The organism is Sphaerisporangium melleum, assembly GCF_014646695.1.
Taxonomy (GTDB): domain Bacteria; phylum Actinomycetota; class Actinomycetes; order Streptosporangiales; family Streptosporangiaceae; genus Sphaerisporangium; species Sphaerisporangium melleum.
The window spans coordinates 107,119-128,164 of the sequence record NZ_BMNT01000029.1; the positions used below are offsets into that span (position 1 = coordinate 107,119).

The following is a 21,046-nucleotide window of genomic DNA, read 5'->3' on the forward strand; positions in this document are numbered from 1 at the left end:
CTCTGGGCGAATGACGCCGGCCCGCCTTCACCAGGTCTTGCCGGCCTGCTCCCGATCGTGTGGTCGATCCGGTCGAAGAAGCCGGTGAGCGCGATGTCAAGAATGCGGGATCCGACGTCTCCATGGGTGCCGGCGCGAACAGCCGCGCGAAGCCGACGATGGTTGGCGGGCCGGAGCCTGGCGCTGATCAGCCTGTTCCGGCGGCCGAGGTCAGGGGCCGGTGAGGACGACCAGGCGCTGGGTCGCCCGGGTCATCGCGACGTAGCGGTCGACCGCTTCCTGGACGCCGTGGCCGGACGCCTGCGGGGTGACCAGGACGACCAGGTCGAACTCCAGCCCTTTGGACAGTTCCGGGCTCAGCGACCGCACCCGGGGGGTCGGCCGGAAGGTGGGATCGCCGATGACGCAGGCGGTCCCCTCGGCGTGCTCGGCGAGCCAGGTGTCCAGGATGGAGCGCAGATCCGACACCGGTCCGTGCACGACGGGGACGCCTCCGCGGATGGAGGCCGGCACGTTGGCGTCGGGGAGCACGGCCCGGATGACCGGTTCGGCCTCCGCCATGACCTCTTGCGGTGTCCGGTAGTTGATGCTCAGCGAGGTGAGGGTGATCCGGTCGAGCCCGATCCGCTGCAGCCGTTCCTGCCACGACTCGGTGAACCCGTTCCTGGCCTGGGCGCGGTCGCCGACGATGGTGAAGCTGCGGGAGGGGCAGCGCTGCAGCAGCATCTGCCACTGCGCGTCGGTGAGTTCCTGGGCCTCGTCCACGACGATGTGCGCGAACGGGCCGGCGAGCACGTCGGGGTCGGCGCCGGGCAGTGCGCTCTCATCGACCAGGGCGTCCTGCAGGTCCTGTCCGCGCAGCATCGTCACCGCGCCTTCACCGTCGTCATCGGCCTGCAGCAGGTCCTCCACGACCTGTGCCATGCGCGCGCGTTGCGCGGCGACGGCGGCCTGCTGGCGGCTCCTGCGCCGTGACTCCTGCGGGTCGCCGAGCCGGCGCCGCGCGGCGTCCAGCAGCGGCAGGTCCGACACCGTCCAGGCCTGGGCGTCGGCGCGCTGCAACCTGCCGATGTCGGCCGGGCTGAGCCAGGGAGCGCACAGCCGCAGGTAGGCGGGCACCGTCCACAGGTCTCCCACCAGGTCGGCCGCTTCGATCAGGGGCCAGGCGCGGTTGAAGGTGGTGAGCAGGTCCCTGTCGCGCAGCAGCGCCTTGCGCACCAGGCCGGCCGGCGTGTCGTCGTCATGCTTGTCCACCAGGATCGTGACCAGTTCCTCCCAGATCTGCCCGCGTGCCTCGTTGTGCGGCGTGCCGGGTTCGGGGGCCTGGAACGCCTCGGCCCAGTCGCCGGCGCTCAGGTCGACCTGCGACCAGGGCGTCGTCACCGTCATCGGTGCGGTGGGCGGGTTCTCGTAGAACCTCACCGCCGGCTCGATCGCCTTGACCAGCTCCGCCGACGACTTCAGCCGGGCCACCTGCGGGTCGGTCTCGGTCGCCGCCGCGGCTCCCTCGGCGACCAGGTCGCTCAGGGTGCAAAGTTGCACACCCTCCTCGCCGAGGCTGGGCAGGACGTCGGCGACGTAGGCGAGGTAGGGCTGGTGCGGGCCGACGAACAGCACGCCGCCCCGGTGGTGGCCCAGGCGCGGGTCGGAGTAGAGCAGATAGGCCGAGCGGTGCAGGGCGACGACGGTCTTGCCCGTACCCGGGCCGCCGTCGACGACGAGGGCGCCGCGCGATCCCGCGCGGATGATGGCGTCCTGGTCGGCCTGGATGGTGCCGAGCACGTCGCGCATCCGATCCGACCGGTTGCCGCCCAGGCTGGCGATGAAGGCGGACTGGTCGTCGAGCGCGGCGTGCCCGGCGAGCGCCTCGTGGGTGAACACCTCGTCCCAGTAGTCGCTGATCCGGCCGCGCATCCAGCGGTACCGGCGGCGGCTGGCCAGGCCCATCGGGTTGGCGTGGGTGGCGCCGAAGAACGGCTCGGCCGCAGGGGAGCGCCAGTCGAGCAGCAGCCGGCGGCCGGCACCGTCGGTGAGGCCGATGCGCCCGATGTACACCGGCTGCGGGTCGTCCGCGGGGACCATGTGCCCCAGGCACAGATCCAGGCCGAAGCGCCGCAGTACGCGCAGGCGGGCGGTCAGCCGGTGGATCTCCAGGTCCCGGTCCAGCGCCTGCCGGCCTTTGCCGCCGGGTGCCTTGCGCTCGGCGGCGAGGCGCCCGGACAGGTCGGCGATCGACCGTTCCAGGGTGTCGGCGATGGCCGCGAAGTGCCGCTCGTCCCCGGCGATCAGCGCCGGGTCGGCCTTGCGGGACAGCCGCCCGGGAAGGTCGAACGCGCTGGTGGGCGAAGGGTTCACGGTGTCAGGCTCCCTATGTGAGGTTCGCCGGCGCCGTCAGGCGCGGCGAAGCGGTGTCCACGGCGGGCGGGGTTTCGCCCGCCGTGCCGTTGCCGGGTCGACCGGCCGGGGTTTGAGAAGGTCGCGGTGCTGCGGGCCCCGGCCCGGCATGCCGGGCGCCTCACCTGGGTGCGACCGCTCCGGCAACGTCCTTGCACGTGCCCCCGAGCCCGCGAACCGGTGGCACAGCGGCCGGCGGGTACGCCTCCGGTACGGCCGGGAGCCTCCGCTCGGCCCGTACCTCGACGGCGCACACGCATGCCACGTCCCCGTTTCCGCAGGTTGCGGCCTCGGCCGACCGATTGTGCAGCATGGAGGGGGTCTTGCCGCAAGCCCCCCGGTGCGCTATACGTTGAGAGTGGAAAGGGGACGGCGATCTCCTTTGCCTTCCGCCTCCCTGCGGACGCACGGCCCTGCCCCTGAGGCCGCACCCCGACGTGCACGCCATTCGCGGCGGCCCAGACGCTCTGCCCTACCCCGCGGATGCTCCCCCCAGGACGGGAACTCCCCCCTTCGGCGAGGCGGTTCCAACGCGGGCGTCAGGAAGGGCGTCGCCGCGCCGGACTTTCCTTGCCGGGCTTGGCGCGCTCGACGATCGAGGCCACCCGCGCCCGGAGCCGCGCCCGGCGTTCCGGCCACCCCTGCGCGATGATCGAGTACATCGCCGAGTCGCGCGGCAGCCCATGCTCGCCCGGCGCCCACGACCGGGACCAGTTGCGCGGCACGCCCTCGGACCGGGCGCCCACGCCGGCGATCGCGGCACGGGAGCGGCCGTTGCGCGCGTCGGTCTTCAGATCGACCCTTGCGACGTTCCAGTGCTCGAAGGCGCCAGGGCCTCCTCCACCCGGCGATCGTAGGGGAGAACCCGTCGCCCATGGGTGGATCAAGACGAACGCGACGATCAGTGCCAGGGCCGTGGCGATCGACGGCACCGCGCGCGGCCCGGCCGAGGCGGCAAGACCGGCCGCGCAGGACGACCAGCACATGCGGAACGTGCCGTGATGTCAGCACGGTCGTATGATGACGCCTTCCCCTGGCGCAGGGAGCCGGCCGCGGCAGGCCGGGCTGGTTCTCCTTCACGGCCGGGCCGCCCGGGTCACGCGGGCGGCCCGGCCGTGCGGGGCGTCGGGCAGACCGGCTCCGGCGGGTGTCGCCCGGGCGAGCAGGCGGGGGTCAGGCGGCGGTCAGGGCGCTGCCCTTCTTCCACTGCTTGAACGGCATCTGCCAGAACCCCCACCCGTTGTTCCACTCCAGTGCCCTGTTGGTGCCGACGATCTTCACCACGTCACCGCGGTGGAAGTTGTCGTAGAACCACTTGGCCTGGTCGGGGCGGGCGTTGACGCAGCCGTGGCTGACGTTGGCGCGGCCCTGGGAGCCGACCGACCACGGTGCGCCGTGCACGTACTCGCCGCTGTTGGAGATGCGGACGGCGTGGTTGACGATCTCCTTGTAGTAGCCCGGGTCGCCCTTCTTCTTGCCCGGGGAGATCATGGTGACCGGGTTACCGCGTTCCATCGTCAGGTGGACGCCGTTGGTGGTGGTGTACTCGCGGGTGGTGGCCTTGCCGGCGCTGATCGCCATCTTCTGCACGACCTTGCCGTCGCGGCGGACGACCATCTGGTGGGTGCGGGTGTCGACGCTGCTGATCCACGCCGCGCCGACTTTCATGGTGGTCGCGTAGTCGCGCATGCCGTAGACGTCCTTGCCGGCGCGCACTCCGGCCAGGCTGGCGGTGAAGCGCACCTTCTGGTGGGCCGGCCAGAACTTGGCGGGACGGTAGATGGCCAGGCTGTCGTCGATCCACCGCCAGGCGCCCGCGACGGGCTTTTCCGGGGTGACCTGCATTGCCCGCTCGACGGTCTTCTTGTCGCCGACCGGGCGGCTGAAGCGCACCATGATCGGCATGCCGATGCCGACGGTCTCCCCCTTGATGTTGGGGGTGATGTCGGCGATGCGCAGCTGCTGGGAGGCGGTGGGCTCGAGGGTGGTGAAGGAGCTGGTGGCCGTCGCCTGGCCGCCCTGGCCGGTGGCCGTCACCGAGACGGTGTAGGCCTCCGATGGCCGCAGCGGGCCCTTGGAGACCCACTTGGTGCGCCCGGAGTCGAACTCGCCCTCCAGTGACTTGCCGCCGGCCTGGACGGTGACCTCCCCCAGCTCACCGCCGGCGGCGGTGACCACGACCTTCTTGTCCGGCCGGACCGCGGTGGCGCCCTTCGCCGGGCTGATCTTGATCTGCGGCGCCGGCGTGGCCGGGGCGCTGCTCTGGCTCCCGCCGCCCGGGCCCGCCGACCCCGGGCCCGTGGCGCCGCCCGAGCAGGACGCGGTCAGCAGCAGGGCCGTCGCCGTGGCCGACACGGCGACCAAAGCCCTCAGACGGTGGCGCAAGTCCGGCACGATCTCTCCCCCAGCACACAGCAAAGTACTGATAAAAACCCTAATAGGGATTGGCACTGGAACGTGCACGTTTTGGATGCCTTGGGTCACATTTCGGCCACCTCCGCGGCCTGGATCGGGCCCATCCGGACACCTGCCACCCGCACGGACCCCGGCGCAGGTGACCCTGGTCACCTGCGGACTCTGGCCGTGGGTGACCGGGCCGGTGCCTACGGTCACCCGCCCGGCGGACATCTTCACGAGGGAGACGGCGGCAGCGCGGAGCATGTTTCTCCGGCCCTTCGACGTACCGGAAAAAAACCTGAATGCCCGTTAAGTAGGAATCGGCACGTCCGGAAGAAGGCACCCGCAGGGCTCGCCGCCGCATCGGCCGGCACCAGGGCGGCACCACTGCGCGCGCCGGGCCCCGGACGCGGCGGGCCTCATCGGCCTCGCGCGGCGCGATCGGCCTGGTCCGGCCCTGACCGCGGATACGGCGCGGTCCGGCGCCGACGGTACGGGCCGGGCGACGCGCTCGCCCGCATGAGCGGGCGTGGGGTCAGCCCTGGCGGAGGCGGTGGGTGAGGCCGGTGTGGCGGCGGCCGGCGCCGCGGGTGCGCACCGCCTGGGCCAGGGCCCGCCGGGAGCCGACGAGCACCACCAGCTTCTTGGCCCGGGTGACCGCGGTGTAGAGCAGATTGCGCTGCAGCATCATCCACGCGCTGGTGGCCAGCGGGACCACCACGGCCGGATACTCGCTGCCCTGCGAGCGGTGGATGGACACGGCGTAGGCGTGGGCCAGCTCGTCCAGCTCGTCGAAGGCGTACTCGACGCTCTCGTCCTCGTCGGTCAGCACGGTGAGCCTGCCGTCCTCGGGCCGCAGGTCGGTGACCACGCCCACGGTGCCGTTGAACACCCCCGCCACGCCCTTGTCGTAGTTGTTGCGCAACTGGGTGACCTTGTCGCCGATGCGGAAGACCCGCCCGCCGTACCGCCGCTCGGGCATGCCCTCGCGGGCGGGGGTCAGCGCCTCCTGCAAGGCCGTGTTGAGGTTGCCCGCCCCGGCCGCGCCGCGGTGCATCGGCGCCAGCACCTGCACGTCCCGCCTGGGGTTCAGCCCGAACCTGCGGGGGATGCGCCGGGCCACCACGTCCACGGTCAGCGCGGCGATCTCCTCGGGCTCCTCGCAGGGGAACAGGAAGAAGTCGCTCATCCCGGCCAGAGTGGGGTGCAGCCCGGTGTTGATGCGGTGGGCGTTGACGACCACCCCCGACTGCTGGGCCTGGCGGAAGATCTGGGTCAGCCGCACCCGCGGGACGGCCTCGGCGGCCAGCAGGTCGCGCAGCACCTCGCCGGCCCCGACCGAGGGGAGCTGGTCGACGTCGCCCACGAACAGCAGGTGGGCCCCGCTCGCCACCGCCTTGACCAGCTTGTTGGCCAGCAGCAGGTCCAGCATGGAGGCCTCGTCCACCACCAGCAGGTCGGCGTCCAGCGGGTTGTCGCGGTCGAAGGTCGCATCCCCGCCGGGCCGCAGTTGCAGCAGGCGGTGCACGGTGGTGGCCTCGTGCCCGGTCAGCTCGGCCAGCCGCTTGGCGGCCCGGCCGGTGGGCGCGGCCAGCACGACCTTGGCCTTCTTGGCCCGTGCCAGCGCCACGATCGAGCGCACGGTGAAGCTCTTGCCGCACCCGGGCCCGCCGGTCAGCACGGCGACCTTGGAGGTGAGCGCCAGGCGCACCGCCTCGGACTGCTCGGGGGCGAGCTCGGACCCGGTGCGCTCCCGCAGCCAGGCCAGCGCGGCGTCCCAGTCGACGCCGGCGAACGCGCCGAGCCGGTCGGCGCCGGCCTCCAGCAGGCGGCGCACCCCGCCGGCCAGCGACAGCTCGGCCCGGTGGAAGGGCACCAGGTAGACCGCGGGCACCGTCCCGTCCCCGGCGGGGACCTCCTCGCGGATCACGCCCTCGGCGGTGACCAGCTCCTCCAGGCAGCCGGTCACCAGCTCGGCCGGCACCTGCAGGATCTTCACCGCGTCGCCCACCAGGTTGGGCGCGGGCAGGAAGCAGTGACCGGCGTCGGCGGCCTGGGACAGGGTGTGGCGCAGCCCGGCCTTGACCCGTTCGGGGCTGTCGTGCGGGATGCCGACGGCCTGGGCGATGGTGTCGGCGGTCTTGAACCCGATGCCCCACACGTCCTCGGCCAGCCGGTAGGGCTCGGTGCGCACCACCGTGATCGACTGCTCGCCGTACTGCTTGAAGATGCGCACCGCGATGGAGGTGGACACCCCGACCCCCTGCAGGAAGATCATCACCTCTTTGATGATCTTCTGTTCCTCCCAGGCGGCGGCGATCATCTTGGTGCGCTTGGGGCCCAGGCCCGGCACCTCGACCAGCCGTTCGGGCGAGGCCTCGATGACCTCCAGCGTCGCGACCCCGAAGTGGCCGACGATGCGCTCGGCCATCTTCGGGCCGATGCCCTTGATCAGGCCGGACCCCAGGTAGCGCTGGATGCCCTGCACCGTGGCGGGCAGCACCGTGGTGTAGGACCACACCTCGAACTGCCTGCCGTACTTGGGATGGGAGGTCCATCGGCCGGTCAGCCGCAGGCTCTCGCCGACCTGCGCCCCGAGCAGCGGCCCCACCGCCGTCACCAGGTCGGGCCCGCTGCGCTCGGCCGCCACCCGGGCGATGGTGTACCCGGTCTCCTCGTTGGCGTAGGTGATGCGCTCGAGCACGGCGTTCAGCACGTGACCGGGGGGAGGTCCTTCCGCCGCGGAGGTGGTCATGGCCGGTATTCTCCCCCAGCCCGCCTCCCGCGCGGCGCCCTCGCCCGATCAAGGGCCCCCGCCGGGGCGCGCGGCGGGCTCCTCATCCGGGCCGCGGGAGAGGGGCGGCGGATCCGGCCCCGGCTAGGGTGGCACTGTTCCCGGCCCGGCAATAAGGAGAGACGGCGGATGGCGGCGATTCTCGAGGCTACGGCGCGCGCGCTGCTGCGCCGCGTGGCGATCGAGCAGACCGAGGCGCGGCTGCCCTCACTGAGCACCATGGTGCTGCGCGACGGCGAGCCGGTGTGGTTCGGCGCGCGCGGCGCCGTCGAGGACGGCGCCGCGCCCACCCCCGCCACCCAGTACCGCATCGGCTCGATCACCAAGACCCTGATCGCCGTCCTGGTGATGCGGCTGCGCGACGAGGGCGCGCTGGAGCTGAACGACCCGCTGTCGCGGCACCTTCCCGGCACCCCGGTCGGGGAGGTCACCCTCGCCCAGCTGCTGTCGCACACCGCGGGGCTGACCGCCGAGCCGCCCGGGCCGTGGTGGGAGCGCGTGCCGGGCGCCGACATCGGGTCGCTGACCGCGGCGCTGGACGCCGGCACCGCCCGCCACCGGCCGGGCCGCCGCCTGCACTACTCCAACGTCGGGTTCGCCCTGCTCGGCGAGGTGGTCGCCCGGCACCGCGCGACCGGCTGGGCCGAGGCGGCGCGCGAGGAGATCCTCCAGCCGCTGGGGATGGGCGACACCACCACCCGGCCGCGCGAGCCGCACGCCCGCGGATACGCCGTCCACCCGTGGGCCGACGTGCTGCTGCCCGAGCCCGAGCACGACGCCGGGGCGATGGCTCCGGCCGGTCAGCTCTGGTCCACCTGCGACGACCTGGCGCGGTGGGTGCGGTTTCTGTCCCTGGGGGATCCGGACGTCCTTGCCCCCTCGACCCTGGCCGAGATGCGCGAGCCGATCGGGGTGGACGACACCGACGCCTGGAGCGTGGGCTTCGGGCTGGGCATCCAGCTGCTGCGCCACCGCGGGCGGCGCCTGGCCGGGCACGGCGGGTCGATGCCCGGCTTCCTCGCCGCGGTCTGGGGCGACCCCGCCGACGGGTCGGGGGTCTTGTGCCTGGCCAACACCACCTCCGGGCTGCGGCCCCCGCTCCTCACCGACCTGCTGGACATCATCGACGCCCACGAGCCGGTCATCCCGCGGCCCTGGACGCCGTCCCCGGCCGACACCGAGATGCTGGAGCTGACCGGCCCCTGGTACTGGGGCCCGGCGGCGTTCCTGCTGCGGCTGCTGCCCGGCCGCGACTTCGTGCTCGGCCCGGTGAACGGGCAGGGGCGGGCCTCCCGGTTCGCCGCGAAGGACGACGGCACCTGGCTGGGCCTGGACGGCTACTACGCCGGGGAGACCCTGCGCGTGGTGCGCCGCCCGGACGGGACCGCCGGGTACCTGGATCTGAACACCTTCGTCTTCACCCGCCTGCCCTACGACCCCGGCGCGCCGATCCCCGGCGGCGTGGACGACAAGGGCTGGCGCTGACCCACCAGGCCACAGCGCGCGGGACGCGCTTCCGGCCCACGGCCGAAGGGAGCGCTGCCCCTGACGGACACCTCACGCGTGGCCGCGTGACCACGCCCCCGCTCGCGCGGCCACCGGATGAACGGGCGCGGCCCGGCTCCGGCGAGAGCGTGAGGGCGGCGCCGGCCGCCGTATGCTGGCCGGGCGCACGGCGGCCGCGGGCGCGGGCCGGGCCGCACCGAACGGCACGCGGGGGGTGGTTGTGCGTACCGGCCAGCAGGTCGAGGAGCTGCTGCGCGAGCTGGCCCCGCAGGTCCTCGGCGCCCTGGTGCGGCGGCACGGCCGGTTCGACGCCGCCGAGGACGCCGTCCAGGAGGCCCTGCTGGCCGCCGCCGTGCAGTGGCCGAAGCAGGGCGTGCCGGACGCCCCCAAGGCGTGGCTGGTCACCGTCGCGACGCGCCGGCTGACCGACCTGTGGCGCAGCGACCAGGCGCGCCGGGCCCGCGAGGTCACCGTCACCGCGATGACACCCGGCGGCGAGGTGACGAAGGGACCGGGCGAGGACGCCCCGGCAGACCGGGACGACACCCTGCTGCTGCTGTTCATGTGCTGCCACCCGGCGCTGTCGCAGCCCTCACAGCTCGCGCTCACCCTGCGCGCGGTCGGCGGCCTGACCACGGCCCAGATCGCCCATGCCTTCCTGGTGCCCGAGGCCACCATGGCGCAGCGGATCAGCCGCGCCAAGCAGCGCGTCAAGGCCACCGGCATCCCCTTCGGCCCGCCGCCGGAATCCGAACGGGCCGAACGGCTGCGCGTGGTCCTGCACGTGCTCTACCTCATCTTCAACGAGGGGTACACCGCCAGCTCCGGGGACGACCTGCACCGCGCCGACCTGACCGGCGAGGCGATCAGGCTGACCCGCGCCGTCCACCGGCTGCTGCCCGCGGACGGCGAGGTGGCCGGGTTGCTGGCGCTGATGCTGCTGACCGACGCCCGCCGCGCGGCGCGCACCGACGACACCGGCCGGCTCATCCCGCTGGCCGAGCAGGACCGCGGCCGGTGGGACCACGCGCAGATCCACCAGGGCCTGACGCTGATCGCCGCCGCGCTGGCGGGGGCGCCGCTCGGCCCGTACCAGCTCCAGGCGGCCATCGCGGCCGTCCACGCCGAGGCGCCCACCGCCGAGCGGACCGACTGGCCGCAGATCCTGGCCCTGTACCGGCTGCTTTCCCGCGTGGCGCCGAGCCCGGTGGTCACCTTGAACCACGCCGTCGCCCTGGCCATGGCCGACGGTCCCGCCGCCGGGCTGGCGCTGCTCGCCACGCTGGAGGGTGACGAGCGGCTGGCCGGCCACCACCGGCTGGACGCCGTACGGGCTCACCTGCTGGAGATGGCCGGTGACCTGCCCGGCGCCCACGCCGCCTACCGCGCCGCCGCGCGCCGCACCACCAGCCTGCCCGAGCGCCACTACCTGGAGGGCCGCGCCGGCCGCCTCGAGCATCTCGCGGCAGGCCGAAGCCCGGATTGATCACCGCCTCCTGTCACCCGAGCCGTTCGGCGGCGATGCGGCCACGCCGCCGCCGAGCAGATCACCGGAACCCTCCAGCCGCCGGTACTCCTCCAGCGCGAGGTGACGCAGCGGCGCCGAGGGCAGGTCGCAGGCGGCCGGTCGTCCGATCCAGGCGAAAGAAGCGCGGGTGGCGCCCGAACCAGGCAGGCCTGCATCGATCAACGTGACGGGTCGGCCGCGCCCGGCCAGGTGGTACGCCAGTGACGCCCCGATGATGCCGGCGCCGACCACGATGATGCCGTGATCCGCCATACCGGTGTTCTAACAGGTGAGGCGCCGCCGCGACACCGGATATCGACAGCGCACTGCCCGCCGATCTCTTGCTGCCGGGCGCGGCCCGCGCCCAGAGCGGTGTCCAGCCGGCAGCGGGCGGATCTCGGCCGGATGTGACCAGTCCGGCACCCCGGTCAAGGGGCGAGCGAGAGGCTCGTGCCGGCGCTCTCGCGCCCACTTGCCGGAGCTCACTCCGGCAGGGATGCGCCGTTGCGCTCCAGTTCGGCGCGGGCGGCGCGGCAGTCGGGGTCCTGCAGGGCGGCCTGCTGGAGCCGGGTGGCCAGCAGGGCGGCGGCCTCGGCGAAACCGGCCAGCCGCTCGGCGCCCAGGGTGTCCACGACCAGGCGGCGCACCGACTCCTCCCGCACCCGCCGTGCCCGCACCGCGGCCTCGCGTCCCGCGCCGGTGAGGGCGATGTCCCAGCCGCGGGCGTCCTGCGGGCACGCGACCCGGTCGACCAGCCCCCGGCCGGTCATCCGGGCGACCTGGTGGGACAGCCGGCTCTTCTCCCACTGCAGGGTGTAGCGCAGCTCCAGAGCCCGCATGCGCCCCTGCGGCGCGTCCAGCAGCGCGTCGAGGACCTGGTGGTCGGCCTCTGACAGGCCGGTGGCGCGGGTGAGCTCGCGGGACAGGTGGGTGGCGAGTTGCGCGTGCGCGGCGGTGTAGCGGCGCCAGGCCTCCAGCTCGGGAACACCGGTGTCCGCCTGCTGCTGCATGGTCATGCGTCCACCCTACGCGCAAGGAGGTTGATACGTCACCCACCGGCGAGGTATGGTTGATACGTCCACCACTTTCGGGGAGGCTCTCCACATGCCCGACTACGGCCACGACCTTCGGTTCGGCGTGTTCATCACACCCGACGCCCGCCGTCCCGACGCGGTCGTCGCCCTGGCCCGCCTGGCCGAGCAGGCCGGCCTGGACCTGGCCACCTTCCAGGACCACCCCTACCAGAGCGCCTTCCTGGACACCTGGACCCTGCTGAGCTGGGCCGCCGCCCGGACCGAGCGCATCCACCTGTCGGGGAACGTCCTCAACCTGCCCCTGCGCGGCCCCGCCGTGCTGGCCAGATCGGTGGCCAGCCTGGACCTGCTGTCCGGCGGCCGCGTCGAGCTCGGCCTGGGCGCGGGCGGTTTCTGGGACGCGATCGAGGCCATGGGCGGCCGCCGGCTCACCCCGGGCCAGGCCGTGGACGCGCTGAGCGAGGCGATCGACATCATCCGCGGCGTGTGGGACGCCGGCGAGCGCCGGCCGCTGCGCGTCGAGGGGACCTACCACTCGGTGCGCGGCGCCAAGCGGGGACCCGCGCCCGCGCACCCGGTGCCGATCTGGCTCGGCGCCTACAAGCCGCGCATGCTCCGCCTGACCGGCGCCAAGGCCGACGGCTGGCTGCCCAGCCTCGCCTACCTCACCCTCGACGAGCTGACCGCCGGGCACAAGATGATCGACGAGGCGGCCGAGGAGGCCGGGCGCGACCCGCGCGAGATCCGCCGGCTGCTCAACATCGCGGGCGGCTTCGGCACCGGGGAGACCGGCATGCTGCAGGGACCGCCCGCCACCTGGGTGGAGCAACTCCTGCCACTGGCACTGCAGGAGGGGGTCGGCACGTTCATCCTCGCCTCCGACGACCCGCGCGCGATCCAGACCTTCGCCGAGGAGGTGGCCCCGGGCCTGCGCCAGGCCGTGGCCGCCGAACGCACCTCCACCGGCGCCGCCCCGGGCACGGCCCGCGCGACGGCGCCGAAGGCGCCGGGCATCGACCACGACGCGCTGCCTGCGTCGCTGTCGGCGACCGCGGTACGGCCCGGCGACCGCGACTACCGGCGGGTGCGCTCCAGCTACGTCTGGCCCGGCTCCCCCGGCCTGGTCCTGCGCCCCGCCACGCCCGGGCAGGTCGCCGAGGCCCTGACCTACGCCCGGCGGCAGCGGGTGCCGCTGTCGGTGCGCAGCGGCGGTCACGGCATCAGCGGGCGCTCCACCAACGACGGCGGCATCATCGTCGACGTCGGCGCGATGAACGGCGTCGAGGTGATCGACCGCGGGCGGCGGCTGGTACGCGTGGGCGCCGGCGCCCGCTGGGGCGAGGTCGCGCAGGCCCTGTCCCCGCACGGGCTGGCCATCAGCTCCGGGGACTACGGGGACGTCGGCGTCGGCGGCCTGGCGACCGCCGGAGGCCAGGGATTTCTGGCCCGCTCCTACGGGCTGACCATCGACCGCGTGGTCGGCGCCGAGGTGGTGCTGGCCGACGGCCGCGTCGTACGCGCCGACGCCGGTGAGCACCCCGACCTGTTCTGGGCCCTGCGCGGCGCCGGCGGCAACATGGGCGTGGTCACCTCCTTCGACATCGAGGCCGCCGAACTGCGCGAGGTCGTCTTCGCGCACCTGACGCATGACGCCTCCGACACCGCCGCCTTCCTGCGGGAGTTCGGCCGGCTGACCGAGGACGGCCCGCGCGCCCTCACCCCGTTCCTGACCCTGTTCCTCACCGGCCAGGGCGGGCAGATCCTCGCCCAGACCCTCATGGTCTTCGCCGGCGACGACACCGACGCCGCGGTGTCGGCCATCGAGCCGTTCCTGTCCCTCGGCCCGGTGCTGCGGCAGCAGGCCACGCTGACCCCCTACGCCGCCGTGGTACCCGCGCACCACGGCGAGCACCACGGGCAGGGCAGCGGACGCGTCCGCTCGGCCCTGGTCGACCACCTGGACGAACAGACCGCCGCCACACTGGCCGGCCTGCTCACCGGCGGCGGCGTGGGCATGGCACAGGTGCGCACGGTCGGCGGCGCGGTCAACGACCTCGCACCCGAGGCCACCGCCTACGCGCACCGCACGCAGAACTTCTCCCTGACCGGGGTGTTCCACGACGTCGGCGACGGGCGGAACTGGGATCGCCTGAGGGCCGAGGCGATCTACCTGAGCTTCGAGTCACACGGAGACCAGGCCCTGCTGGCCAAGGCGTTCCCGCCGGCCACCCTGCGACGGCTCCGCCGCGTCAAGGCGGCCTACGACCCCGATAACGTGTTCCGGCTCAACTTCCCCATCACCCCCGACCCCGTCGCCTGACCCGTGCGCCGGCCGCGACCGCGCGGCCGGCGGCACCGCGATCAGAGCGGACGACAGGCCACGCAGCAGGACCCCGACCGGAAAGGCGGCACCCACATGTCCACCGACCAGTACGCGGCGGCTCCCCCCGAGCCCGTCCTCGACGCAGCCCCGCACGACACCCCGGCCCCGGCGGCCACCGGCGGCGCGGCGCCCTCCGCCCTGATCGTCCTCGGTGACCTTCAGGCGCCGGCCTGCACCGACGGGCTGTGCCAGTGAGCGCCCCGGTGCGGGTGCGCGTCGAGGTCTGGTCCGACGTCGTGTGCCCCTGGTGTTACATCGGCAAGCGGCGCCTGGAACAAGCTCTGGAACGCTTCGAGCACGCCGGCGAGGTCGAGGTGGTGTGGCGCGGCTTCCAGCTCGACCCGCAGTTCCCGCAGGGCGTGCGCAGGCCGGTGCCCGAGATGCTGGCCGAGAAGATGAACGCCTCCCCCGGCCAGGTGCGCCAGATGCAGGCACGCGTCACGCAGATCGCGGCGCAGGAGGGCCTGGCCTACGACCTGGAGCACTCGATCATGGTGAACACGATCGACGCCCACCGCCTGCTACACCTGGCCGGTGAGCACGGCCTGGCGGGGCAGGCCCACGAACGGCTCATGCGCGCCCAGCTCATCGAGAGGCAGATCGTCGACGATCCCGAGACGCTGGTCCGGCTCGGGGTCGAGATCGGCCTGCCCGAGGAGGAGACACGCCGCGTCGTCGAGAGCAACGCCCACCGCGAGGACGTCGAGAACGACTTTCGCGAGGCGCGGGCGCTCGGCATCACCGGCGTGCCGTTCTTCGTACTCAACCGCGCCTACGGCGTGTCGGGCGCCCAGCCGGTGGAGGTGTTCGCCTCGGCGCTGCGCACCGCCTACGACAACGCCGCCGCACCGGCCCGGTAGCGCCCGCGCCCGGCGCGCCCGCACCCCCCAGGACCGGCGAGCGCGCCGGGTAGGCAAGGTGTCACCACCGGACCGCACCCTGCCTATGTAGAGTTCTAGGCATGAGCGGGCCCCGGATGACCATGCAGACCCAGGCGCTGCTGCGCATGGCGCTGAGCGAGCCGTCCCGGGAGTGGTACGGCCTGCAGATGTGCGAGGCCACCGGCCTGCCCTCGGGGACGATCTATCCGATCATCGCCCGCCTGGAGCGGGCGGGCTGGCTGGAGAGCCGCTGGGAGCGCCCCGAGGAGCACGCCGCCGAGGGCAGGCCGCGCCGCCGCTACTACCGGCTCACCGGACAGGGCGCCGAGCGGGCCCGCCTCGCCCTGGCCTCGGCCTACCGCTCCCGCTCCACCGCCCGCCTGCCCTTCGGCGCCGGCCCCACCCCCGGCGACCTCACCTGAGCCCGACCCGCCGGCGCCAGGTCGCTCAGCACGGCGCCCGCGAGAGTGCAGAAGAGTGTGTTTCTCCCCGCGGTGTTCCCAGAACGTGGTCACATCACCGAGCAGACGACGGCTTCTCGTCGTCTCCGCGGTCGTCGGACGACGGCTGAGCACTGACCGTGATGCCGGCGCGGGTGAGCACATCGATCTGAGCGGGGTCGCCGTCGCCGGCCTCGTGGAGCAGGTGCGCTCGGCGGAGTACGTCGACCTGGGCGGGGTTGTAGAGCGCCCTGAGGGCGTGACCGGCGGCACGCCGCGCCGCCTCGGCCCGGCCTGGCGTGGTGGCTCGCGGCTCCATCGTCACACCGTGTGCGGTGGCGCCCGGGTCGATGAAGGGCGCGAGCTGCTCGGCGAGGGCCTGACGGGTGGCATCGTCGGCGTCTTCGGGCAGGTCGCGGAACGCCTCGTCGAGATCGTCGTTCGGGTGTGCTTCGAGCGTTCGGCGCAACACCTCCATCGACTCGTCCGAGAAAAGCCGGGCGTAGATCGTCAGCAGGGCGCGGTCGTTGTCGCGCAGGTCCTGGACCAGTCCGCTGAAGCCGGTCGGCACCTCCGGTGACGCACCCGGCTGCGCCAGGGTGGCCAGCTCTCGCCGGATGCTCTCCAACCGCCGGATCGTCGCCTCGAGCTCGGCGTCGACGGTCCGGAAGACGGAGGCCCGCCCTTCGTCGCTCGTGCCCATCTCGGCCACCTGCGCGAGCGGTACACCGAGCCCGGTCAGGCGCTTGATCTGCAGGAGCCGCGTCAGGTGGTGCACCTCGTAGCGCTTGTAGCCGTTGGGCTCGCGGTCGGGCTCGTCGAGCAGCCCGACCTGGTGGTAGTAGCGCACCGTCTTCACCGTGGTGCCCGCCAGGTCGGCGATCTCGCGTGTGCTCCAGGTCATGGGCCCTCACCTCGTCGTCCGGTGCCGATTTTAGGTCGTGCGCCGTGCACGTCGCTCGCGCACCCAGACGAGGACGACCATGGCGATGTTGACGGCGGCGAGGATCAGCAGAGCCGCATCACCGGTGTCGGTGGACCGGTCGATGGTGTAGCCCTCACCGTCCGCCATCAGCGTATTGACGCTCGAGAACAGGACGTTGTTGGCGACGTGGAACGCGGCCGGCGCCTCGATGCCGCGACTGATGATCGCCATCAGTCCCGTGGCAACGCCGAGCAAGGCGTAGTAGCCGAACAGCCAGGGGTCGCTGGACCCGTGAACGACCGCGAAGGCCAGGCTGGAGACCACCAGACCGACGGCGAGGGCCGGGCGAGCCGCGCGCACCCAGGACGCGGCGGCGGGCAGCACGGCGCTGCGGAACATCAGCTCCTCGCCGACGGACTGGAGCGGGGTGCTCAGCACGGTGATCACCAGCATGAGGATCGTCGTCCCGGAGACACCGAACGCGACCCAGCCCGGGGACTCGGGGGCGACCAGCGCCACCACGCCGATGCCGGCGCCCACCAGCAGGGACGCGCCGAGCAGGTACTGCGCCAAGCGCCGGCCGTCGAACGCCCGTGGCGAGCTGATCAGGCTGCGCCACGGCACCTTCGCCAGCCGTGCCAGCAGCAGGATCGCCACCACGCCCGCGATGCCCACGCTCAGGTTGACGGCCAAGAGCTTCAGCGGAGTGAAGGTGGCGGACATCGGGTCGTCGCTGCCCTCGATGACGCCCACGACCTGGTACAGCAGGATCTGCAGGAGCACCATCACGACCGGCGGCACGACGAGGACGACCAGCGGCCTCCACCAGCTCATGCGGACGTGGGCACCGAACGGCCGGGAGCCGTCGGCACCCGGCCCGCGACGGCCGGGTGCCGGGTCGTCGGCCTGGTGCGGTGAGCTCGGGCGCGCGGCCGAGGCCGAGGTCTGGGCGGGTCCTGGCACGGACATCGGGCGGTCCTCCTGGGTCGAGATGGTTGCTCCACGCACCAGGGAACACCGTGCCCTGGGGGCACACTCAAGCCGCCAGAGGAGACCGTTTCCGCGCCGAGGACCTCGGAGATCACCGTACGAGCGAACTCGTACCGCTGGTCGTCGTTCACCGTCACCGAATGGCCCTCGGCGTTCGGCCCGTACGCCGTGGCGATGTGCCGGCACAACCGGGTGACCTCGGCACATCATGTCTTCCGATCGTCGAGCCGGCCGGGACCCGGCCGGCGGGGGATCTCCGTACGGAGTGCGTGGTGGCCGAGGGCCGGCTCAGCCGGTCAGCAGCCCGGCCATCTCGCGGGGGTGGACCACGTGCGGGAAGTGGCCACCACCGGGCAGCACGGTGACGGTGAGATCGCGCAGAGCCGACGTCAGCCACTCCAGGTACGCCGGATCCGGCTGATGCGCGCTCACGTAGCGGTAGGGCACCCCGCTGGACCGGATCACCTCCAGGTCGCGGGCCCGGCGCCGGCCGAGTTCCTCGGCGGAGTCGACCAGGATCTCGTTCCAGTAGCCGAGGAGCAGGTCCTGCCGGGGGCCGGTGGCCGTTGCGACCAGGTCCCGCGCCGCCGGCGGCAACCGGTCGACCTGCATGGTGGCGAGCATCCGGTCCCAGATCTGGCTCCAGGCCGGGCCGCGCAGCACCGGTTCGGCCTGCCGCAGGATGTCGCCGAACCGGCCCACCAGCAACGGCTGGTCGATGTTGACGACGCCGCGGGCCGGATGGGCCGCGGCGTACTTGGTCACCAGCACGCCGCCGAGCGAGTGCCCCACCACGATCGGCGCGGCGAGCCCGGCCTCGGTCACCGCCGCGTGCACGGCGGCCACGACCTCGTCGAGGTCGTAGTGGTCCCACCGCGGCGACCCCCCGTGCCCGGGCAGGTCGACGGCCAGCACCCGCCGGCCCGGGTCGAGCCTCGCCAGCTCACCCAGCAGCGGCCCCCATTGGCGCCGGTCGTAGGTGAGCCCGTGCAGCAGGACCAGCGCAGGCCGGTCGCCGGCCGAGCCGTGATCGTCGGCGGCGAGGCCGCCGTAGTAGCCGGTGTGGGACATGTCGCGCTCCAGAGTTCGAGGTCTCGCCCGGAAGGCGTAACTCTGGAGTGCACGATTTGTACGTGAGGCGGGTCACACGTTCCAGCGGGCGGGACCGCCCGGGGCGGGCTGGTAGCGCAGGAAGCGGCCGGTGCGCAGGGACGCCCGCAGGTGGGCCCCCGCCAGCGGCGCCGCCGCCTCCACCCGGCCGACCGCGGCCCGCACGGCCCGGGTGGCGTTGACCCGGGCTCTTTCGGCTTCCCCGCCATGCACGCGCGGCCGGCCGCCGAGCCCGCCGGCCCGCCGCAGCTCCTCCAGCAGGGCGGCCCTCTCGGTGTGCAGGTCGCTCGCCCGTTCGGCGTCGCCGGCCCGGTCGGCGCCGGCGAGCTGGTCGTCGAGCGTCCGCAGCCGTCGCCGGTAGGCCATGCGAGCGGCCTCGTCCAGCAGCGGGTCGTTGTCGCGGGCCCGCAGGCCGGCACCTCCGGCGACCAGATCCAGCGCGGCGATCTCCCGTCCGGGTGCGGCCAGCAGGGCCCGCAGGTACTCCATCCCGCGCCCGTGGCGCAGCCTGGCCGTCTCGGCTCCCGCCTGAAGCAGCCAGTCGGCGCCGTCGCGGTGCAGGCGCCACTCGTCCGCAGGCGCCTCCAGCGTGGATAGGACCGTCTTCAGGCCGAGGCGCTGCGCGATCGAACCCGCTCGCCGCAGATCCTCCTGCGCCCGCCGCCGGTCGCCTTCGCCGTCGCGTGCGGTCAGCGCCCGCGCCCGGGCGGCCAGTGTGCCGGCCAGCCAGGGCAGGGCTCCGATCCGTTGCTCCAGCAGAGCCGCCTCCTCCAGATGGGACACCGCCAGGCCCGGCCGGTCCAGCCGGGCGGCGAGCCGGCCCAGATAGTCGTCGACCGGCCCGGTGATCGTGTTGGCGCCGCCCCAGACCACCAGGCGTCCCCGGTAAGGCAGCAGCGCGTCGTACAGGGCCTGTGCCGTCGCCGGTTCGCCCGCCCGCGCGGCGACGAACGCCAGGTCGGCGCAGACTCCCAGCCAGCGTGGCCCGGACCCGGCCAGCACGCTCGGCAGCAGCCGCTCCACCTCGAGACTCGCCTCCTCGCCGCGACCGGCCCCGGCCAGTGCCCGGGCGGCGGCCGCCTCGAAGAAGTGCCCGGGCAGTCGCCGGGCGAGGTCCTGCCACGGGGCCACCAGCGACTCGTGCTCCCCGCGCAGTGAGGCGATCTCGCCTCGCAGCGTCCCTGCCAGGCGGTCGGTGTCGGACAGCCCCACCCGGCGGCCCTGCTCGCGTACCTTCTCCGCGAGCGCCTCTGCCATGGCGAAGCGGCCGCGGACGGTCGCCAGCATCGCCTGGCGTGCCAGCACCACCACGGCCGCCGCGGGATCGCCGGCCAGCTCACCCGCTCGCGCGTACGCGGTGAGGGCGGCCTCGGCGGAGACCAGCTCGCCCAGCTCGGCCAGGGCGGTGAAGCGCCAGAAGAGCCCCCGCCGCTCGGCTTCGGCGTCGCCGGCGCGCCGCGCCTGGACCACGATCTCCGAGGCGGTGCCCAGCCGCTCGTGAGCGGCGGCGGGGTCCCACAGCGCGTGCAGGCGGGAGTCGAGGACCTCGGCGATCGTGCCGGGGTCGCCGCATCTCCGCGCCAGCTCCGTCGCCTCGTCGATCAGCTCTCGCCGCCGCGGACCGGCCGACGGGTCGCCCAGCAGCTCGCGGGCGAGCCGGGCCAGCACCCGGGCCCGGGTGCCGGGCTCCGGTGCGCGCTCGGTGACCGTTTCCAGCAGGCGGACCAGACCGGCGTCGAGATCGAGGAACTCCGCCCGCGAGGGCGTGGTCAGCGCCAGGTGCACCATCGCGTCCGCGGTGTGGTCGAGCCCGGCCAGCTCGCCGGCCAGGCCGATCGCGGCCGCGGGCAGGCCACCGGAGGCCAGCCACACCGCGTGGACCGCGTCGAGCGGCAGGCCGGGAAGCAGTTCGGCCAGTTCCGGTTCGGTCAGGCCGCGCAGGTGCAGCACCGGCGCCGGGCCGACCGGCGCCGTGGTGGTCGCGATCAGGGCGGTCGCGCCGGACCCGAGGTGGGTGGCGAGCAGGGTGAGGAACTCAACGGCACTATCACCGGCCCGGTCGGCGTCATCGACCAGGAGCAGACGCGGACCGCCCTGGGCGATGGCCCGGGCGGCACCGTCGAGGTCGGCCGTCCCGGAACCTGCCGCCGGCTCACCCGCTCCGGAGGCGTCCGGCAGCCCGATCCAACGGGGCAGGCCGGTCCCGTCGAGCGTGCCGGTCACGTGGAACACCGGTATCCCGCACGAACGCGCCAGATCCGCGGCGGCGGCGATCAGCTCGGACTTGCCGGCACCGGGCGCCCCGGTGACGGTCAGGTGGCCGCCGTGCCCCGCCGCGGCCCGCTCGAGCAACCGTGCCACCGCGGTGAGTTCGCGGCGGCGTCCGACCAGCGTCACCCGCGCCCCGTCACGGCCGTCGGCAACGGCGAACCGGGCCGCTCCGGCCGGTGCGGTCGTGCCCGCTCGCCGCGCAACGGTCCTTCCTCGAGCCCGGAAAGCCCCCCGACGCGTTCACCGGCGAAGGTGGGTACTCCGGGGACTTCCGTACGGTGAGCGGTCACCTGGTCTGTTCCAGCTCGGCGAGCAACTCGTGCTGGTCGGCCAGCAGTTCGGTGAGGATCCGGCGGGCCGCCCGCATCATCTCCGACACATCGGCCCCGGCCAGCTCGTACACCACGGTCGGCC

General features: G+C 73.7%; 16 protein-coding genes. 6 read left to right on the forward strand and 10 right to left on the reverse strand.

Translation table 11 applies throughout. From position 1 onward, the window contains the following. Nucleotides 1-210: 210 nt before the first annotated feature. From helR to recD2, 4 genes are all read right to left on the reverse strand, one after another. A complete protein-coding gene (gene helR / locus IEY93_RS24840) occupies nt 211-2,355 on the reverse strand; it encodes an RNA polymerase recycling motor ATPase HelR (RefSeq protein ID WP_189165518.1) in 2,145 nt (714 codons plus the stop codon). 578 nt (nt 2,356-2,933) lie between these two features. Next, on the reverse strand, nt 2,934-3,380 hold the full coding sequence (locus IEY93_RS38585) for a GNAT family N-acetyltransferase (RefSeq protein WP_203968596.1): 447 nt from the start codon (nt 3,378-3,380) through the stop codon (nt 2,934-2,936). A 187-nt stretch (nt 3,381-3,567) separates the two neighbouring features. Continuing rightward, nucleotides 3,568-4,788 carry a L,D-transpeptidase gene (locus IEY93_RS24850; RefSeq protein WP_372444497.1) on the reverse strand — a complete coding sequence of 407 codons (1,221 nt, stop codon included), beginning with the start codon at nt 4,786-4,788 and terminating at the stop codon, nt 3,568-3,570. A gap of 538 nt (nt 4,789-5,326) precedes the next feature. After that, nucleotides 5,327-7,546 carry an SF1B family DNA helicase RecD2 gene (recD2, locus tag IEY93_RS24855; protein WP_189165519.1) on the reverse strand — a complete coding sequence of 740 codons (2,220 nt, stop codon included), beginning with the start codon at nt 7,544-7,546 and terminating at the stop codon, nt 5,327-5,329. Nucleotides 7,547-7,714: 168 nt separating this feature from the next. On the opposite strand from recD2, the gene IEY93_RS24860 reads away from it, so the two are divergent. Together IEY93_RS24860 and IEY93_RS24865 are read left to right on the forward strand one after the other, a co-directional pair. After that, nucleotides 7,715-9,070: a serine hydrolase domain-containing protein gene (locus IEY93_RS24860; protein ID WP_189165520.1), complete on the forward strand. Its 1,356-nt coding sequence runs from the start codon at nt 7,715-7,717 to the stop codon at nt 9,068-9,070. 241 nt (nt 9,071-9,311) lie between these two features. Continuing rightward, complete coding sequence (locus tag IEY93_RS24865; RefSeq protein ID WP_229691436.1) at nt 9,312-10,577, forward strand: RNA polymerase sigma factor; 1,266 nt, start codon at nt 9,312-9,314, stop codon at nt 10,575-10,577. On the opposite strand, the gene IEY93_RS24870 is transcribed toward IEY93_RS24865, so the two are convergent. Next, nucleotides 10,578-10,871: an FAD-dependent oxidoreductase gene (locus IEY93_RS24870; protein WP_189165522.1), complete on the reverse strand. Its 294-nt coding sequence runs from the start codon at nt 10,869-10,871 to the stop codon at nt 10,578-10,580. A 209-nt stretch (nt 10,872-11,080) separates the two neighbouring features. Next, nucleotides 11,081-11,614: a MarR family winged helix-turn-helix transcriptional regulator gene (locus IEY93_RS24875; RefSeq protein ID WP_229691437.1), complete on the reverse strand. Its 534-nt coding sequence runs from the start codon at nt 11,612-11,614 to the stop codon at nt 11,081-11,083. Between the two features lie 88 nt (nt 11,615-11,702). On the opposite strand from IEY93_RS24875, the gene IEY93_RS24880 reads away from it, so the two are divergent. From IEY93_RS24880 to IEY93_RS24895, 4 genes are all read left to right on the forward strand, one after another. After that, nucleotides 11,703-13,952 (forward strand): LLM class flavin-dependent oxidoreductase, encoded by a 2,250-nt coding sequence (locus IEY93_RS24880; protein WP_189165523.1) that lies wholly within the window; start codon nt 11,703-11,705, stop codon nt 13,950-13,952. Nucleotides 13,953-14,048: 96 nt separating this feature from the next. Next, nucleotides 14,049-14,210: a hypothetical protein gene (locus tag IEY93_RS24885; RefSeq protein WP_189165524.1), complete on the forward strand. Its 162-nt coding sequence runs from the start codon at nt 14,049-14,051 to the stop codon at nt 14,208-14,210. Further along, nucleotides 14,207-14,875, forward strand: coding sequence for a DsbA family oxidoreductase (locus IEY93_RS24890; RefSeq protein ID WP_229691438.1), 669 nt, complete (start codon nt 14,207-14,209; stop codon nt 14,873-14,875). The genes IEY93_RS24885 and IEY93_RS24890 overlap by 4 nt, the downstream gene beginning before the upstream one ends. 101 nt (nt 14,876-14,976) lie before the next feature. Beyond that, nucleotides 14,977-15,318, forward strand: coding sequence for a PadR family transcriptional regulator (locus IEY93_RS24895; protein WP_229691439.1), 342 nt, complete (start codon nt 14,977-14,979; stop codon nt 15,316-15,318). Nucleotides 15,319-15,412: 94 nt separating this feature from the next. Here IEY93_RS24895 and IEY93_RS24900 read toward each other — a convergent pair whose 3' ends face one another. From IEY93_RS24900 to IEY93_RS24915, 4 genes are all read right to left on the reverse strand, one after another. Continuing rightward, entirely contained in the window at nt 15,413-16,240 is an 828-nt protein-coding gene (locus IEY93_RS24900) for a helix-turn-helix domain-containing protein (protein ID WP_189165525.1), read from the reverse strand. Nucleotides 16,241-16,270: 30 nt separating this feature from the next. Beyond that, nucleotides 16,271-17,230 carry a CPBP family intramembrane glutamic endopeptidase gene (locus IEY93_RS24905; RefSeq protein ID WP_203968597.1) on the reverse strand — a complete coding sequence of 320 codons (960 nt, stop codon included), beginning with the start codon at nt 17,228-17,230 and terminating at the stop codon, nt 16,271-16,273. A 309-nt stretch (nt 17,231-17,539) separates the two neighbouring features. Then, nucleotides 17,540-18,322, reverse strand: a complete 783-nt coding sequence (locus IEY93_RS24910) for an alpha/beta fold hydrolase (protein WP_189165526.1) — start codon at nt 18,320-18,322, stop codon at nt 17,540-17,542. Nucleotides 18,323-18,394: 72 nt separating this feature from the next. Continuing rightward, nucleotides 18,395-20,758: an ATP-binding protein gene (locus IEY93_RS24915; protein WP_189165527.1), complete on the reverse strand. Its 2,364-nt coding sequence runs from the start codon at nt 20,756-20,758 to the stop codon at nt 18,395-18,397. Nucleotides 20,759-21,046 lie beyond the last annotated feature (288 nt).